Raw genomic sequence first — 15,817 nt, 5'->3', positions numbered from 1 at the left:
AGTTCATCAAGGCGCTGTTGACAACGAGTCAAATGAGCTATCGTTTCTCTATTATCGTTTGATTTCTTCCATGACATATGCCTCAATCACATCATCAGTCTTGATATCATTGTAGCCATCGATCATGAGACCACCTTCACGACCGTTTGTAACTTCTTTAACGTCGTCTTTGTAGTGTTTCAAGCTTGCGAGTTCGCCATCATAGATTACGACACCGTCACGGATAACACGGACTTTAGAATCACGGGTAACCTTACCGTTGATAACCATGAATCCACCGATAGTTCCGACTTTAGATACCTTAAAGGTTTCACGGATAACTGCTTCACCGATAACTTTTTCTTCAAATTCTGGGTCAAGCATCCCTTTCATGGCTTCTTCCATCTCTTCGATAACCTTATAGATAATGCTGTGAAGACGGATTTCAACATCGTCAGCTTCGGCTTGTTGGCGCGCTTGTGGTGTAGGGCGTACGTTGAAACCAATGATAAAGGCATTTGAAGCTTCCGCAAGGGTCACATCAGATTCGTTGATAGCACCGACTGCCGAGTGGACAATGGTGACTTTGACACCTTCTACATCGATCTTTTGAAGTGAGGCAGAAAGGGCTTCAACAGAACCTTGTACGTCGGCCTTGATGATAACATTAACTGACTTAAGCTCACCAGCTTTAAGCGTATCAAAGAGGTTTTCAAGGCTGACACGTTGGGTAGCTTGGCGTTGTTTCATGAGGGCACGTTTTGCACGTTCTTCACCGGCCGCACGCGCAGATTTTTCATCTTCGTAAACGGCAAAGTGGTCACCCGCCATTGGCGCTTCGTTCAAACCTGTGATAGAAACTGGTGTTGATGGACCTGCAACCTTAACACGACGACCAAGGTCATTGGTCATGGCACGGACACGACCGAAGGTATTTCCGACAACGATTGGGTCTTGGACATTCAAGGTACCTTGTTGAACAAGAAGGGTTGCGACCGCACCTTTTCCTTTGTCCAAGCGAGCCTCGATAACAGTACCGATCGCACGAACTGTTGGGTCTGCTTTGAGTTCTTGGATTTCAGCTACAAGAAGGACTGTTTCCAAGAGTTCTTCGATATTTTGGTTGAATTTAGCTGAGATTTCAACAAATTCAGAATCTCCACCCCAAGCAGTTGACATGACACCGTGTTCAGCCAATTCACCGATAACACGTTCTGGGTTGGCACCTGGTTTATCAATCTTATTGATGGCTACGATAATTGGAACGTTTGCCGCTTTTGAGTGGTTGATGGCTTCGATAGTCTGAGGCATAACCCCGTCGTCGGCCGCTACAACCAAGATAGTAATATCGGTAACAGATGCACCACGCGCACGCATAGAGGTAAAGGCCGCGTGTCCTGGTGTATCAAGGAAGGTAATCTTCTTGCCATTTTCCACGATTTGGTAGGCACCGATATGCTGCGTGATACCACCTGCTTCACCTGTCGCAACACGAGAGTTACGAAGGGTATCCAAGAGGGTTGTTTTACCATGGTCAACGTGTCCCATGATGGTTACAACTGGTGGACGCTCAACCAATTCATCTTCGTTAAGATAGCCATCTTCTACAAAGAAACGTTCGATGTCGGCATTATCCACTTCAACCTTTTGTTTGGCTTCGATACCGTAATCCACCATGAGGAGTTCGATGGTTTCTCCATCTAAGGATTGGTTTTGTGTGGCCATCACACCCATCATAAAGAGTTTCTTAACGATTTCAGCTGGTTCACGTTTGATACGTTTTGCGATTTCCGCAACAGTCATACCATCTGTATACTCAAATTCTGTTGGCAATTCGTGGAACTTACGCTCTGTAACAGGTTTTGGAGTCTGGTTACGGTTGTTTTGCTTGTTCCCTTTTTTATTTTTCTTGTTGTTATTCCAGTTACTATTTCTTTGATTTCTCACTTGATTCTGACTACTTCGATTCTTTTGTTGTTTTCTAGGACCATCTTCTTCGTGATCATAATCGTCACGTTCTTTGTCTGGTCGAGCTTGTTTTTTACGACGTGTATCCACTGGCGCTTCTTTCGCTACAGGAGCTACTGTTACGGCTGGCTGCGTTTGTTCAGCTAGTTTAGCAGCTTCTTCAAAGATTTCCTCTGGCTCCTTGCGTTTGTTAGCTTGAGCCAAGGCTTCTTTGGCAGCTTGCGATTGTTTGAAGCGCTCCTCGCTTGAGCGTGCGTATTCTGCATTTTGCTCTGCTTTTAGGGCTGCTGCACGGGCTTTAAAGTCAACACGTGGTCCAGCTTGTTTTGGCTGGAAGTCTTGTTGCTGACGGCGATCATTGCCACGATTCCCTTGACCTTGTGGTTTTTTCCCTTGGTCGTTGAAACGGCGATTGTCGCGGTTTCCTTGACCAGGTTTGCCACCATTACGACCATCGTTTTTCTGACGGTTACCATTTTGTTGTTGGTCACGGTTGTTGCCCTTATTTTGTTTGCGTCGTTCTGCCTGCTCTTTGGCACGCGCCTCACGCTCCGCCTTGAAGTTTCGACTCTGTGGTCTTGCGGCCACTACTTTTTCTGCCTTAGGAGCTGCAGGTGCAGCTGGTTTACTTTCTTCCTTAGCGGCTACTGGTTTAGCTGATACAGGCTTTTCTGCTTTCTTTTCTACACTTGCTTTTGGTGCTGCAGGTTTTGCTTCTGCCTTAGGAGCAGGTGCCGATTTAAAGCTGGCAGCAATTTGCTCAGCAGCAGCAGCTTCCACGCTCGATGAGTGGCTTTTCACATCCAAGCCCAACTCTTTTGCACGCGCTACAACTTCTTTACTTTCTTTTCCAAGTTCTTTTGCGATTTCGTACAATCTTTTCTTAGACAAATCATGTCCTCCTCTTCTATTCCATAAGAGACCTCATTTTCTTTGTAAATCCAGCATCTGTCACAGCCAAAACCTTTCGCGATTTTCCGACTGCTATGCTTAATTCCAGTGTTGAAAACACGGTTATAACTTCTACTTGATAATAGTCACTTTTATCTTGAATCTTCTTGGTCAGATTGGGACCAGCATCATGAGCTAGAAAGACTAGCTTGGCTTTCTGGTCTTGGATGGCTTTAACCACCAATTCCTCACCTGATATGATCCGGCCTGCTCGTTGAGCAAGTCCCAAGAGATTGCTTATCTTTTGCTTATTCAAGTCCTAACTCTCTTCTTTTCACTTTGTGATCCACATAAGCGATCAACTCGTCATAAAAGCTTTCTTCCACTTCCATGTTAAAGCTGCGGTTAAAGACTTTCTTCTTTTTTGCCTCTAGGGCTTCTGCATTGTCTAGCTTGATATAAGCGCCACGGCCATTGGCCTTGCCTGTCGGATCGATAAAGACCTGTCCTTCTTTGTTCTTGACAATGCGGAGCAAATCACGCTTATCAATCACTTCATTGGATACAACAGACTTGCGCAAAGGGATTTTTCTTGTTTTCATCTTTCCCTCCTCTAGCAGCTTTTATTCTTCCGTCAATTCGTCCGCAGCTGCGTAATCCACTTGACCTGCTTCTTCCATAGCTTCAAACTCACTGGCAGACTTGATATCAATACGGTAACCCGTCAAGTGAGCCGCCAAGCGAACGTTTTGTCCACGACGACCGATGGCAAGAGAAAGCTTGTTATCAGGTACAACGACCAAGGCACGTTTGCTGTCGTTTTCATCAAAGATAACTTGGTCAACCTCAGCAGGAGCGATAGCATTGTAGATAAATTCAGCTGGATCTGCTACCCACTCGATAACGTCGATGTTTTCTTCGACAGGAATCATACGATCACTCTTGGCATCGTAGCGAGCTGGGTGGAATTTGCTGGTGATTTTCTTGATATTGGCACCACCACGTCCAACGATTGTCCCGATAGCATCCACGTTTGGATTGTGGCTACGAACGGCAACTTTCGTACGGTCACCAGCTTCGCGGGCTACGCTCATGATTTCAACAGTTCCATCGTAGACTTCTGGGATTTCTTGTTCCATCAAGCGTTTGATCATTTCAGGATGGCTACGGCTAACAAAGACGTTGACACCACGAGGATTATCTTCAACCTTGTAAACGTAGACTTCGATACGGTCGTGGGAAGCAAAAACTTCTCCAGGGATTTGGTCTTGTTTGGACAATTGGGCTTCGATGCTGCCAAGATTGACATAAATAAAGCGGTTGTCAAAACGTTCTACCGTACCAGACATGATTTCTTGTTCATGTTCTTTATAAGTATTGTAAGTGATGGCACGTGTTTGCTTGCGCATTTTTTCCATGATGGTTTGTTTAGCAGATTGGGCTGCTACACGACCAAACTCAGCAGGTGCTTCTTCAAACTTGATCTTGTCACCAAGCTCATAGGCTGAATTAATGGCAAGGGCATCTTTCAAGCTGATTTCCAAACGGCTATCAAATACTTCATCAACAACTTCACGGACAGTATAAACTGTAAAGTCACCTGTTTTTTCATTGAAGTCAATGGCTACGCTATCAGATTGACCATAGCGTCTGCGATAAGCGGAACGAAGCGACTCTACTACTGCGTCGATGATGTCTTCTTTTTTGATTCCCTTGTCTTCTTCCAAAATGCGGAAGGCCTCTAGCATTTCTTTACTCATGTTTTCTTCACTTTTGAATCCTCAAAAGCTATCCTTTCTTTTCTATAATTTTACTGCTAAACGTGCTTTTGATACTAAACTGTATGGAATTTGGACAGTTTTCTTACGTGTCTTGTCCATATATTCCATGGTCAACTCGTCCTCTTCAAAGGACAGTAAGGTTCCTTCAAAGACTTTTTGCTTATCGATGGCTTGGTAGAGCCCGACATGGATGTATTTCCCAACCGCTCCAGCGACAGCATCCTTGGTTTTCAAAGGACGTTCCAAGCCTGGACTGGTGATTTCTAGGAAATATTGTTCTGGGAAGGGATCAGGCTTGATGGTGTCTAGGACAGGACTGATGATTTCTGTCAGGTCTGCCGTGTCGTTCAAGGTAATTCCTTCAGGTTTGTCTACAAAAATACTGAGAATCATGTCACTGCCAATCTTTCCATACTCGATATCCACGAGTTCGAAAGGTGCTTGGATGACAGGTTCTACAACTTCTCTGACTAATTCTACGATTGTTGCGATTGCGTCCACCTCCTCATAAGCAAGAGGCGAAGATATTTCCCCGCCTCTCTTTCTCATATTCTTACTATCAGTATAGCACGTTTGTCAATTTATGTAAAGCATTAGCACTCAACCAGCTGGTTTTCAAGCTATTTCTTAAAATTCTGCTTCAACTCGGTAGATCACTTGACCTTTGCTTGAGAATTTTTGCTCATACTCTGTCATGACATTGCCTTCAAAATCACTGGCATGCAAGTCCAGCCAGACACCATTGAGTTTCATCCCATACTGAGAAAAGCTCACTAGACTATACTCAAATAAGCCACGATTGTCTGTCTTGAAATGGATTTCCCCATTCTCAGGCAAGATGCGCTTGAAGGTATCCAGGAAACTCTTGTAAGTCAAACGACGTTTTTCATGGCGTTTTTTAGGCCAGGGATCTGAAAAGTTTAGGTAGAGACGATCAATTTCACCGTCTTCAAAGTAGTCGGTCAGATCTGAACCATCTACCCACAGCAACTTGATGTTGGGCACTCCAACTTCAAGCACCTTGTCCAAGGCATAACTCAATACCGACTTTTGGATATCAATCCCGATGTAGTTGATGTCAGGATTTTGCTTGGCCATTCCTGATACGAAGGCCCCTTTCCCACTTCCAACCTCTACATGAATAGGATGATCATTTCCAAACAAGTCTCGCCATTTCCCTTTAGCTTCCAAGGGATTAAGGACCACATACTGGGGATTAGCCTCTAGTAATTCTGTCGCCCCTTTACGATTTCTAACTCTCATCTCTTCTTTCCATACTTGTCACGGAAGACGCGCAAGGCGTAAATCTCCCGGTTTACATTGTCTAAATCTTGATTTTCACAGTATTTGGCAATCTGGTTCAAGTAAGAATACTGACCATACCAATACAATTTATCTAACACTGTCTGATTGTACTTATAGCCATAGTCTCTCAACCATTGGCGCCACTGATGATCTGGAATGTAGTGGCATAGCAAATGCGCTACATCAAACATACGATCCGTCAGACGAACCGAATCCCAATCCACTAGATAAACGAGTCCACTCTCTGTCTCAATCCAATTACTATGACGAAGATCACCATGCACAATCGTTGCATGGTCTTCCCTAAAACCTGGAACCGTCTTACCTAGCTCAGCAATCACACTGTTCAAATAGTGGTTCTGCTTCAAGATTTCTGGAACTCCTTGCTGCCAAGAACGTAGCAAATCAACTGGTGTTTCCATGGTGTATCCCAAACGGCTCAACTGCTTCATCAAAGGACGCGAGCGGTGAAGGCGGTTCAAGATATTGATAATCTGCTTGCGATTCATATCGTAAGGGGTCAAGATTTTGCCCGTCAGCCATTCCTGAGCACACATATCACGGCCATCTGGCAAACGACGAGTCCATAGTAATTGAGGAGCGATTTGTTCTCTGGCTAGGCCAGGTAGGATTGGAGAGGTGTTCATTTTTACAAAGACGCGCTTCCCATCAGGGTAGCTTCCCATATAAGCTTTGCCGCTCTTCCCAGGGATAGGGGTCAGCGTTAGCTCATTATCACCCAAGTCCATTTCTTTCCTCCGTATAAAGTTTCCTTACTATTCTACTAGTTTTTGGTCTATTCGTCAACCAATCTTTTTAGTTGGTAAGGCAAATAAAACAATTGTAGGAAGAGACTAGCCCCTACAAGAGCCAACAAGGCTATTTTTTCTTGAAAAACCACTGCTCCGACCAGCAATTCCAGCAAAAGAACTGCACTTCCCACACCAAGCACAATCTGTTTCAATCCCTTCTCTTTCTCCCCTTTTTCTAGTGGAAAGAGCTGAGTCAAGTACTGGTAGTCAAAGGCATGATAGAGGGCCAGTAACTGAAAGAGCAAGAGGTAGTTAAACAGCACTACCACTGCTGTCGCGATCCAAGCTTGCTCGATAAAGATCACAGCTAACAAGGATAGGAAGAGGAGGCGGAGACTGAGGGCAAAGAGGTCTCCATTTCGCAAGTAAGAACGAAGATAGAGATTTTGCCAAATCTTGCTCGGCACCTTCTGAACTGCTTTAAGGATGAAATCCAGATAAGCGCGACGTTTGACACTATTTGAAACGCCCTTAACCTGAGTAAAGAGAGCAAAGAAACGAAGCAAAGCTTGCTTGCGCTTGCTTTCTTGGGCGATCACATAGTCCCAGTCAATTCCGTTCTCAGTAAAAAATTTACTGGCTTTTTGACGAAAGAGGAGATATTTCCCAGCTCCCAATAAAAGCACATAGATGAGAAAAACTGGCAAGCCATAACCCATGGCTAAAAATAAGGGCGCAAATAAAAGCAAGAAAAGGGTTTGGACCAAGAGCCAAAAGACCAGTGAGCGCACTGTCTGCCCTTTGAGGTGGGACTTAACCTCCTCTTCACTGACTAAGAGAAAGAGCTTGTCAGGCCCTTCCATGTAGGTTGCGATTCCTCCCCAAGCTAAAAGCAAGGCAGATACAATCCCTAAAAACAAGAGGATAGGCCAATGATTTTCAGGAAAATGTTGCAGGAGTTGGCTGTACTGGTAAGCTAGAAAACCGATAAGAACTAGCAGGAACAAGACAAAGTGATCATTGAGAACATAACGCAGATAACCGACACACTCCTTACGAAAAGCCTGCTCTCGCTTTAAAAACAAGTCTTTCATAGCTCCTCCTCTTTGGTCAGAGCCAAGTAAATATCATTCAAACTCGCTTCAGGCATGTCAAAGGCTTCGCGGAGTTGCTGGAGGTTCCCCTGAGCTCGCACCTCCCCCTTGTGGAGGATGACAAAGGCATCACACATCTTCTCCGCTGAATCCAGCACGTGGGTACTCATGAGAATGGACTTGCCTTTTTGCTTTTCTACTTCCAAAAGCTGAATCAAGTCGGCAATCGCCAGCGGATCGAGCCCAAGAAAAGGCTCATCAACGATGAAAAGACTCGGATCTACCACAAATGCACAGATAATCATGACCTTCTGCTTCATCCCTTTGGAAAAATGCACTGGGAACCAGTCCAATTTTTGGTCCAGACGGAACATTTTTAACAAAGATTCTACTCGCTCAAAAGCCACTTTTTGCTCAATACCATAGGCCATGGCAACCGTCTCAATATGCTCCCTGAGGGTCAATTCCTCATACAGACTAGGCGTTTCTGGGATATACCCAATCTGCTTGCGATAGCTGGTCGCATCTTCTCGCAGGGTGAGACCGTTAATCTTGATTTCCCCACTGTAAGGTGTCAACAGACCAATAATCTCATTGATTGTCGTTGATTTCCCAGCACCGTTGAGCCCAATCAAACCGACCAACTGCCCACTTTCAACGGTAAAGGACACATCTTTCAAGACAGGGACATGAACATAGCCTCCTGTCAGGTTTTTAATTTCTAACATATTTTCTCCGAATCTGGTATAATGTAGCTATATTATATCAAAATTCAATACAGTAGAGGTGGATTTTATGTCAGATTGCATTTTTTGTAAGATTATCGCAGGGGAGATTCCTGCTTCAAAAGTATACGAGGATGAGCAGGTTCTTGCCTTTCTTGATATCTCTCAAGTAACGCCTGGACACACCCTCATTGTACCCAAAGAGCACTATCGCAATCTTTTGGAGATGGATGCTGCGAGTGCTAGCCAACTCTTTGCCCAAGTGCCAACAGTGGCTCAAAAAGTCATGAAGGCTACCAAAGCTGTCGGCATGAATATCATTGCCAACTGCGAGGAAATTGCTGGTCAAACGGTCTTTCATACTCACGTGCACCTCGTTCCTCGCTACAGTGCAGAAGATGACCTTAAGATTGACTTTATCGCCCACGAACCTGACTTTGACAAACTTGCCCAAGTCGCTGAAACCATTAAAAACGCTTAAGGAGTTGCCATGAAACTATCCAATCTATTGCTATTTGCAGGAGCTGCAGCCGGAAGTTATTTTGTCGTGAAAAATCGCCAAGCCATTCAGGATGAAGTGCTAGATACAACTGACCGCGTCGAAGCTATCAAGGATGATTTGGATATCATCCAAAACAGCCTACAAATCATCGACCAACAAAAAGCCCTTATCAAGGAATACCAAAAAGATTTGACCTACAAGTTCAAAGTCTTGGAAAAAGATTTCCAAACTAGACTAACTGTGGTAAAAGAAACACAGGAGCTTGAGGATAAGTAAAAAGAGCCCGATGGCTCTTTTTAGTTTATAGATTTTTTAAGACTTTCCTTAAGTAATGACGGACGGTAGCGACCTTCTTCGAAGCTCCATACCTAAACTTTGAGCCTAGGCCTCAAAGTGTCCGGACACCTGAAATCAATCGGTTTCAGGTGTTTTCATTACAGCGAAAAGTCTGGGAAAGTATTTGATTTATACTCAATGAAAATCAAAGAGCAAACTAAGAAACTAGCCGCAGGTTGCTCAAAACACTGTTTTGAGGTTGTAGATAAGACTGACGAAGTCAGTTACATATATATACGCAAGGCGACGTTGACGCGGTTTGAAGAGATTTTCGAAGAGTATTAGTTATGAAACGGTGAATGAGTTGTCTCAATTGTGGTGTATAGTTGATGGGATATAGCTGGTTTACGCTTTAAAAAGAGCCACTCGGCTCTTTTTAGTTTATTCTCCTTCAAAGGCATCTTTTATATGATCAAAGAAGCCTTTTTTCTTTGGATTGACTTTCAAGTCACCTGCAGCTGCGAATTCTTTAAGCGCTGCTTTTTGGCGGTCGTTCAAACCTGTCGGAGTCACGACATTGACAGTAACGTATTGGTCACCAACGGCACCGCCACGAAGGCTAGGTGCTCCCTTACCACGTAGACGGAATTTCTTGCCAGTCTGTGTTCCTTCTGGGATAACCAATTCAACATCTCCATGCACGGTTGGAATTTCCACAGTATCTCCAAGAGTAGCTTGGACAATATTAAGATTTAACTTGTAGAAAATAGTTGTTCCTTCACGTTCAAACTTATCGCTAGCTTCTACTGAAACCACTACATACAAATCTCCGTAAGGCCCACCGTTAAAGCCTGCTTCACCTTGACCAGCTAGGCGAATTTGTTGACCAGTTTCCACACCAGCAGGAATTTTCACATGTACGCTATGAGCTTGTTTTTCATGACCTGTTCCATGACAAGTTGTACATGGATCCTTGATTTCTTTTCCGCGACCATGACAGACATCACAAGTTACTTGACGTCGCATCATACCAAGCGGAGTCTGCGTATCGACATTAATGACACCAGCGCCATGACAGCGTCCACAAGTGACTGGACTTGTCCCTGGCTTAGCACCAGATCCATTACAGGTACGACAGCTTGCTTCACGGTTGTACTTAACTTCTTTTTCAGCTCCGAAGATGGCTTCTTCAAAGGTCAAGTTCACACGGTACTGGAGGTCATCCCCTTGACGAGGAGCGTTTGGATTGCGTGAAGCTCCGCCTCCCCCGAAAAAACTTGAAAAGATATCTTCAAAACCACCGAAGCCACCTGCTCCGTCAAAGCCACCAAAACCGCCAGCACCACCAAAGCCACCGTTGGCACCTGCAGCACCATATTGGTCGTAGGCTGCACGTTTTTGGTCGTCACTCAAAGTCTCATAGGCTTCTTGAACTTCCTTGTATTTTTCCTCAGCACCAGGCTCCTTGTTGATATCTGGGTGGTATTTTTTTGAAAGCTTACGATAAGCCTTTTTGATCTCGTCTGCCGAAGCGTTTTTTGACACCCCCAGACGATCATAAAATTCAGTATTGTTCATACAAGATACTAAGAGCGAACAGAAAGCGACTGAAATTTAGGAAACCGACAAGAAATCCTGATTTCTTAGGAGGTTTATCTAATTTCCAAGCTTTCCGCTCGAGTTCAATTACGAACACCCTTATTCCTTTCTATAGTTTATAAGTAAATCATTAGAGTGTATTTTCTATACTCTGCTTCACTTCATCAAACTCTTTATCCGATAGAGTAAAAATCAAGTCCTCTTCTGAATATTCGTTCTGTTCTTTAAAATAGTTGTCAGTATTTTCTGCCAAACCTAGACCAAGTATCACTTTTCTTGCAAACTCTTGATGTGCAAAGCCAATAGCCGTAATGATATTTTTATCTTGCACAACCAGTTTAGGTTGGAAATTCTCACGTGGAAGAAATTCAAAATAGTCAAAGAAGTTTTGCCAAATCCCACCAGTAAATTTCGTATCATTCAACAAGCCAGCTTTCGCTAACAAAATGGGCGCAGAAGAAATTGCTGTAATTAAGATATCCTGCTCACCGAGTTCTCTCAAAAATGAGGCTAATTTTTCATCCTGTAGAGCAGGCCCTATATTTACCATTCCTGGTAAAATGATACAAGAATACTCTTCTAGACGTATTTGATTCAACGTCTTCGTCGGTTGGCAGGGCAAACCATCTTCAGAGACAATCATCGAATGATTTGAAGCGACATAATCAATCGTGATGTCAAAAGACAGAGCTAAAGTACTTGTTAAAGCAGTTATCTCATAAAGAGAAAAATTAGGATAAATGATACAAAGTACTTTTTTCATACGCAACATCCTCTATTTTACCGAAAAACAGAGGCTGGGTTGCAACCTCTGGATTTCTTCCTATCATTATTACATTTAGACAATGAACCTTAGTAATTCGTCATTCTTAACGAGTTAGGCTTAACTGAGTTTCGGCTAAAAACTTCGGGAAAAATAGGAAGCCATCTTTTGTGCATCGCACAAGGCGATGGCTTCCTATTTTTCTTTCGTTTTCTTAACGCCTCAACATCTTACCGAATTGAGCACGCCCTAACCTCTTGGTGAAAAAGAGACGTAGCTGTTTTCGCTTTAGCGAACTACAGATATGGCTACCTTTAGGTGCAAATCTTCCTAGAAACTAAAGTTTCTGCGTCAGATTTCCTATTTTCACTGTGAGGTTTTAACGGGCTTTGCATCTTACTTTTCAGTAAACTCTCCGTCTACGACGTCATCGCCTGCGTTTCCTGTTGCTTGTGCGCCTTCTGCTCCTGCTTGAGCTTGTTGGGCTGCTGCGGCTTGTTCGTAAAGTTTAACAGCAAGGCCTTGAGCTTTTTCGTTCAACGCTTCAAGTTTTGCTTTCATTTCATCCAAGTTGTTGTCTTCTTGCGCTTTCTTAAGGTCATCAAGAGCAGCTTGGGCAGCATCACGTTCTGCATCGAAGCCTTTTCCTTCAGTTTCCTTGATTGTCTTTTCAGTCGCAAAGATTGCTTGGTCTACTTCGTTACGAAGGTCTACTTCTTCTTTACGTTTCTTATCTGCTTCAGCGTTAGCTTCTGCATCTTTCATCATGCGGTCAATTTCTTCGTCTGTCAAACCTGAGTTTGATTGGATGACAATAGTTTGTTCTTTTTGAGTTCCAAGGTCTTTAGCCTTAACAGATACGATACCGTTCTTGTCAATGTCAAATGTTACTTCGATTTGAGGAATTCCACGAGGTGCAGCTGGGATATCTGTCAATTGGAAACGTCCAAGAGTCTTGTTATCTGCTGCCATTGGGCGTTCACCTTGAAGAACGTGAATATCAACGGCTGGTTGGTTGTCTGCTGCTGTTGAGAAGACTTGTGATTTAGAAGTTGGGATTGTAGTGTTGCGATCGATAAGTTTTGTGAAGACACCACCCATTGTTTCGATACCAAGTGACAATGGCGTTACATCAAGAAGAACAACGTCTTTCACATCACCAGTGATCACACCACCTTGGATAGCAGCACCCATAGCAACTACTTCGTCAGGGTTTACTGATTTGTTTGGTTCTTTACCAGTTTCAGCCTTCACAGCTTCTACAACGGCTGGGATACGAGTTGAACCACCAACAAGGATAACTTCGTCGATTTCTGACAAGCTCAATCCTGCATCTGAAAGGGCTTGACGAACTGGAACTTTTGTACGTTCTACAAGGTCACGAGTCAAATCATCAAATTTCGCACGAGTCAAAGTCATTTCCAAGTGAAGAGGTCCAGCTTCACCAGCAGTGATGAATGGCAAGCTGATTTGAGTTGAAGTTACACCAGAAAGGTCTTTCTTCGCTTTTTCAGCTGCATCTTTCAAACGTTGCATTGCCATCTTGTCATTAGACAAGTCAATACCGTTTTCTTTCTTGAATTCTGCTACCAAGTGGTCGATGATTTTTTGGTCAAAGTCGTCACCACCAAGTTTGTTGTCCCCTGCAGTTGACAATACATCGAAGACACCGTCACCGAGTTCAAGGATAGAGACGTCAAATGTACCTCCACCAAGGTCGAATACCAAGATTTTTTCTTCTTTGTCAGTCTTGTCCAAACCGTAAGCAAGAGCTGCTGCAGTTGGTTCGTTAACGATACGTTCTACTTCAAGACCAGCGATTTTACCAGCATCTTTTGTTGCTTGACGTTGAGCATCGTTAAAGTAAGCTGGAACTGTGACAACTGCTTTAGTTACTTTTTCACCAAGGTAATCTTCAGCGTAACCTTTCAAGTATTGAAGAATCATAGCTGAGATTTCTTGTGGAGTGTACTCTTTGCCGTTAGCAGAAACTTTTTCAGAAGTACCCATCTTAGATTTGATAGAGATAACTGTATCTGGGTTTGTAACTGCTTGACGTTTTGCGGCATCACCAACGATGATTTCGCCGTTTTTGAATGATACTACAGATGGAGTTGTACGGTTACCTTCTGGGTTTGCGATGATTTTGCTTTCAGTTCCTTCAAGAACTGCAACTGCTGAGTTTGTTGTACCTAAGTCAATACCGATAATTTTAGACATGTGTTTTTCTCCTTAAATTTTATATTATTTCTTTTTGATTCTCTTCTTAAGTGGCGGCGCCGTCAGAGCTTGACTAATCAATCTCTTTGACTAAACTTTGAGCCTAAGGTCTCAAAGTTTGCGCAAATAGCGCCACGGCGAAGAGTATCGTCTTTGGTTCGCTTCGCTCACTATTGCAAAGCCGAACTACTTTTTTATCTTTCTTCATAGTTTATTGTCATTTCGGACAAGTTTTTAAGTTCTCTAGCCTAGTTATAGACCACTACCATGGCTGGGCGTAGGATGCGGTCATGGAGTTTGTAGCCTTTTTGGAAGACTTGTGCGATGGTATCTGCTGGGTGTTCATCGTCTGCTGGGAGAGTTTGGATGGCCATGTGATAGTTATGGTCAAATCCGCCGTCAGCCGCGATTTCTTCGATTCCTTCTTCTTTCAAGGAATGTACCAAGCTCTCTTGCACCATCTCCAATCCTTTTTTGACATCGTCTGTCAAACCTTCAACTGCTAGTGCACGTTCTAAGTTGTCAAGCGATGGTAAGATTGCTTTTGCCAGATCTTGGCTACGATAACGTTGCAAGTTTTGACGTTCTTCATTGGCACGGCGTTGAATATTTTGCATTTCTGCATGAGCGCGAAGGTATTTGTTTTCGAACTCATCCGCACGTTCATTTGCCAATTCCAACTCAGACTTCTCAGGAGTTGTTTCTTCTGTTGTTTCCACAACTTCCTCTTCTTTTATTTCTTCATTTTTCTTATCTTGGGCCATTTTCGCCTCCTTTAATGATTTCAATCTTAATTTACTTCGTAATGATTACTGCTGAGATAGCGGTAAAAATCTGTCAACTTCATGGTCAAAACACGATTGACAACATTGACTTGGTTGACCAATTGCTGGTAATCCAGATTAACCGGACCGATAATCGCTAGAATTCCAAAACCCCGATAAGGAATGAGGAATTTACTGCTAATCACCGCTAGGTCTGCTAGACAAGACTCTTGACTGTCCGCAACACGGACATTTTGCATCTGATCTTCATGCAGACCCTCACGAATCTCCAGAGCCACCTTTTGCGGTTGGTCAAAGAACTGATAGGCTGCTAGATTGGCAAAATTCAAAAGATTGACCTTGCCAGATACTACAATGTTTTCGTTGAACATTTCTTTAAAAATATGTTCAAAGAGATCCATGACATTGTCCGTTGTTGTAAAGTAACGCTGGATAATCTGCGGAATCTCCGTCCGAATCTTGTAGTGAATATCTAGAACAGTGTGTCCTAAGAAACGTTCCTGAATGATGCTCTTCAGTTTCAGCAAATCTTCCTGCAAGAAGTTCCTTGGAATCAAAAACTGACTGGTAACCGTTCGGGACTCATCTAGGGTAAATACTGCCAAAGCTGTATGTTGTCCCAGAACAACGATATCAAAGGCTGTCAACCGTTGCCTGCTCGGTTCAACATCTAGCGCTACTACCGTACAGCCACTCAGGTCTGTCAGTAGATTAGCAGCCTCTTGCAGAATATCCTCCAGTTTGAAGAACTCCTGATCAAAGGCTTTGACAATCTCGTATACCTCATTTTCAGCCAGTCTGTCAAAAGCCAGCGAGTGTTTCACATAGTACTGAAAACCAGCAACACTTGGCATCCGACCGCTTGAGGTATGAGCCTTCTCAAGCAAGCCCTGCTTCTCTAGAGCTGCCATGTCATTACGAATGGTAGCACTACTAGAATTGATAGACTCTTGTAGCGCCTTAGATCCGACAGGTTCGTGCGTTTTGGTAAAGATGTCAATAATCAGATTTAAAATATCCTGCTGACGCTCTGTAACCATCTCATCACTCCTCTCTGTCCGATCGCTTAGCACTCCATACATCCGAGTGCTAACTCATGATTCTATTATACACCCTTAGAAGAGAATGTCAAGACAAAAACTCAAAAAATTAGCACTCTTTTGCCAAGAGTGCTAAA

16 protein-coding genes are annotated in these 15,817 nt (G+C 43.5%); 2 read left to right on the top strand and 14 right to left on the bottom strand.

The genetic code is table 11. The features are described from left to right. Window positions 1-51 precede the first annotated feature (51 nt). From infB to FD735_RS01810, 9 genes are all read right to left on the bottom strand, one after another. A complete protein-coding gene (infB, locus tag FD735_RS01850) occupies window positions 52-2,838 on the bottom strand; it encodes a translation initiation factor IF-2 (RefSeq protein WP_139658351.1) in 2,787 nt (928 codons plus the stop codon). Between the two features lie 16 nt (window positions 2,839-2,854). Further along, window positions 2,855-3,154, bottom strand: a complete 300-nt coding sequence (locus FD735_RS01845) for a YlxQ-related RNA-binding protein (protein ID WP_001041396.1) — start codon at window positions 3,152-3,154, stop codon at window positions 2,855-2,857. Further along, on the bottom strand, window positions 3,147-3,440 hold the full coding sequence (rnpM, locus tag FD735_RS01840) for an RNase P modulator RnpM (protein ID WP_000857560.1): 294 nt from the start codon (window positions 3,438-3,440) through the stop codon (window positions 3,147-3,149). Before rnpM ends, FD735_RS01845 begins: the two co-directional genes overlap by 8 nt. Window positions 3,441-3,461: 21 nt before the next feature. After that, a complete protein-coding gene (nusA, locus tag FD735_RS01835; RefSeq protein ID WP_000032278.1) occupies window positions 3,462-4,598 on the bottom strand; it encodes a transcription termination factor NusA in 1,137 nt (378 codons plus the stop codon). Window positions 4,599-4,640: 42 nt separating this feature from the next. Then, on the bottom strand, window positions 4,641-5,120 hold the full coding sequence (gene rimP / locus FD735_RS01830; protein WP_000338692.1) for a ribosome maturation factor RimP: 480 nt from the start codon (window positions 5,118-5,120) through the stop codon (window positions 4,641-4,643). Window positions 5,121-5,246: 126 nt separating this feature from the next. Beyond that, window positions 5,247-5,882, bottom strand: a complete 636-nt coding sequence (gene trmB, locus FD735_RS01825; RefSeq protein WP_001266088.1) for a tRNA (guanosine(46)-N7)-methyltransferase TrmB — start codon at window positions 5,880-5,882, stop codon at window positions 5,247-5,249. Continuing rightward, a complete protein-coding gene (ccrZ, locus tag FD735_RS01820) occupies window positions 5,879-6,673 on the bottom strand; it encodes a cell cycle regulator CcrZ (protein ID WP_000363019.1) in 795 nt (264 codons plus the stop codon). The genes trmB and ccrZ overlap by 4 nt, the downstream gene beginning before the upstream one ends. Window positions 6,674-6,720: 47 nt before the next feature. Beyond that, window positions 6,721-7,770: an ABC transporter permease gene (locus FD735_RS01815; RefSeq protein WP_139658350.1), complete on the bottom strand. Its 1,050-nt coding sequence runs from the start codon at window positions 7,768-7,770 to the stop codon at window positions 6,721-6,723. Continuing rightward, window positions 7,767-8,498 (bottom strand): ABC transporter ATP-binding protein, encoded by a 732-nt coding sequence (locus tag FD735_RS01810; RefSeq protein ID WP_061587523.1) that lies wholly within the window; start codon window positions 8,496-8,498, stop codon window positions 7,767-7,769. The genes FD735_RS01815 and FD735_RS01810 overlap by 4 nt, the downstream gene beginning before the upstream one ends. Before the next feature lie 67 nt (window positions 8,499-8,565). On the opposite strand from FD735_RS01810, the gene FD735_RS01805 reads away from it, so the two are divergent. Continuing rightward, window positions 8,566-8,976: an HIT family protein gene (locus FD735_RS01805; RefSeq protein ID WP_001278307.1), complete on the top strand. Its 411-nt coding sequence runs from the start codon at window positions 8,566-8,568 to the stop codon at window positions 8,974-8,976. 9 nt (window positions 8,977-8,985) lie between these two features. Next, window positions 8,986-9,273 carry a hypothetical protein gene (locus tag FD735_RS01800; RefSeq protein WP_044020273.1) on the top strand — a complete coding sequence of 96 codons (288 nt, stop codon included), beginning with the start codon at window positions 8,986-8,988 and terminating at the stop codon, window positions 9,271-9,273. A 441-nt stretch (window positions 9,274-9,714) separates the two neighbouring features. On the opposite strand, the gene dnaJ is transcribed toward FD735_RS01800, so the two are convergent. The 5 genes from dnaJ to hrcA all read right to left on the bottom strand — a co-directional run bounded on the left by dnaJ (window position 9,715) and on the right by hrcA (window position 15,680). Then, entirely contained in the window at window positions 9,715-10,851 is a 1,137-nt protein-coding gene (dnaJ, locus tag FD735_RS01795) for a molecular chaperone DnaJ (protein WP_001066307.1), read from the bottom strand. Window positions 10,852-11,002: 151 nt separating this feature from the next. Next, window positions 11,003-11,635, bottom strand: coding sequence for a DJ-1/PfpI family protein (locus FD735_RS01790; protein WP_139658349.1), 633 nt, complete (start codon window positions 11,633-11,635; stop codon window positions 11,003-11,005). Window positions 11,636-12,031: 396 nt separating this feature from the next. Continuing rightward, window positions 12,032-13,855, bottom strand: a complete 1,824-nt coding sequence (dnaK, locus tag FD735_RS01785; protein ID WP_139658348.1) for a molecular chaperone DnaK — start codon at window positions 13,853-13,855, stop codon at window positions 12,032-12,034. A gap of 248 nt (window positions 13,856-14,103) precedes the next feature. Further along, entirely contained in the window at window positions 14,104-14,619 is a 516-nt protein-coding gene (grpE, locus tag FD735_RS01780) for a nucleotide exchange factor GrpE (RefSeq protein WP_139658347.1), read from the bottom strand. A 26-nt stretch (window positions 14,620-14,645) separates the two neighbouring features. Next, on the bottom strand, window positions 14,646-15,680 hold the full coding sequence (hrcA, locus tag FD735_RS01775) for a heat-inducible transcriptional repressor HrcA (protein WP_045591862.1): 1,035 nt from the start codon (window positions 15,678-15,680) through the stop codon (window positions 14,646-14,648). Window positions 15,681-15,817: the final 137 nt, after the last annotated feature.

The sequence above is a fragment of the Streptococcus sp. 1643 genome (assembly GCF_006228325.1).
Classification (GTDB): Bacteria; Bacillota; Bacilli; order Lactobacillales; family Streptococcaceae; genus Streptococcus.
Note: the sequence above shows the minus strand (reverse complement) of the source record. Positions and strands in the feature narration are given on the sequence as shown.

Bases quoted from the DNA above. Each gene is read 5' to 3' on its own strand.
- FD735_RS01805 (WP_001278307.1), top strand. From the start codon at position 8,566: ATGTCAGATTGCATTTTTTGTAAGATTATCGCAGGGGAGATTCCTGCT.
- FD735_RS01815 (WP_139658350.1), bottom strand. From the start codon at position 7,770: ATGAAAGACTTGTTTTTAAAGCGAGAGCAGGCTTTTCGTAAGGAGTGT.
- trmB (WP_001266088.1), bottom strand. From the start codon at position 5,882: ATGAGAGTTAGAAATCGTAAAGGGGCGACAGAATTACTAGAGGCTAAT.
- grpE (WP_139658347.1), bottom strand. From the start codon at position 14,619: ATGGCCCAAGATAAGAAAAATGAAGAAATAAAAGAAGAGGAAGTTGTG.
- rnpM (WP_000857560.1), bottom strand. From the start codon at position 3,440: ATGAAAACAAGAAAAATCCCTTTGCGCAAGTCTGTTGTATCCAATGAA.
- dnaJ (WP_001066307.1), bottom strand. From the start codon at position 10,851: ATGAACAATACTGAATTTTATGATCGTCTGGGGGTGTCAAAAAACGCT.
- ccrZ (WP_000363019.1), bottom strand. From the start codon at position 6,673: ATGGACTTGGGTGATAATGAGCTAACGCTGACCCCTATCCCTGGGAAG.
- nusA (WP_000032278.1), bottom strand. From the start codon at position 4,598: ATGAGTAAAGAAATGCTAGAGGCCTTCCGCATTTTGGAAGAAGACAAG.
- dnaK (WP_139658348.1), bottom strand. From the start codon at position 13,855: ATGTCTAAAATTATCGGTATTGACTTAGGTACAACAAACTCAGCAGTT.
- FD735_RS01810 (WP_061587523.1), bottom strand. From the start codon at position 8,498: ATGTTAGAAATTAAAAACCTGACAGGAGGCTATGTTCATGTCCCTGTC.
- FD735_RS01800 (WP_044020273.1), top strand. From the start codon at position 8,986: ATGAAACTATCCAATCTATTGCTATTTGCAGGAGCTGCAGCCGGAAGT.
- FD735_RS01790 (WP_139658349.1), bottom strand. From the start codon at position 11,635: ATGAAAAAAGTACTTTGTATCATTTATCCTAATTTTTCTCTTTATGAG.
- hrcA (WP_045591862.1), bottom strand. From the start codon at position 15,680: ATGGTTACAGAGCGTCAGCAGGATATTTTAAATCTGATTATTGACATC.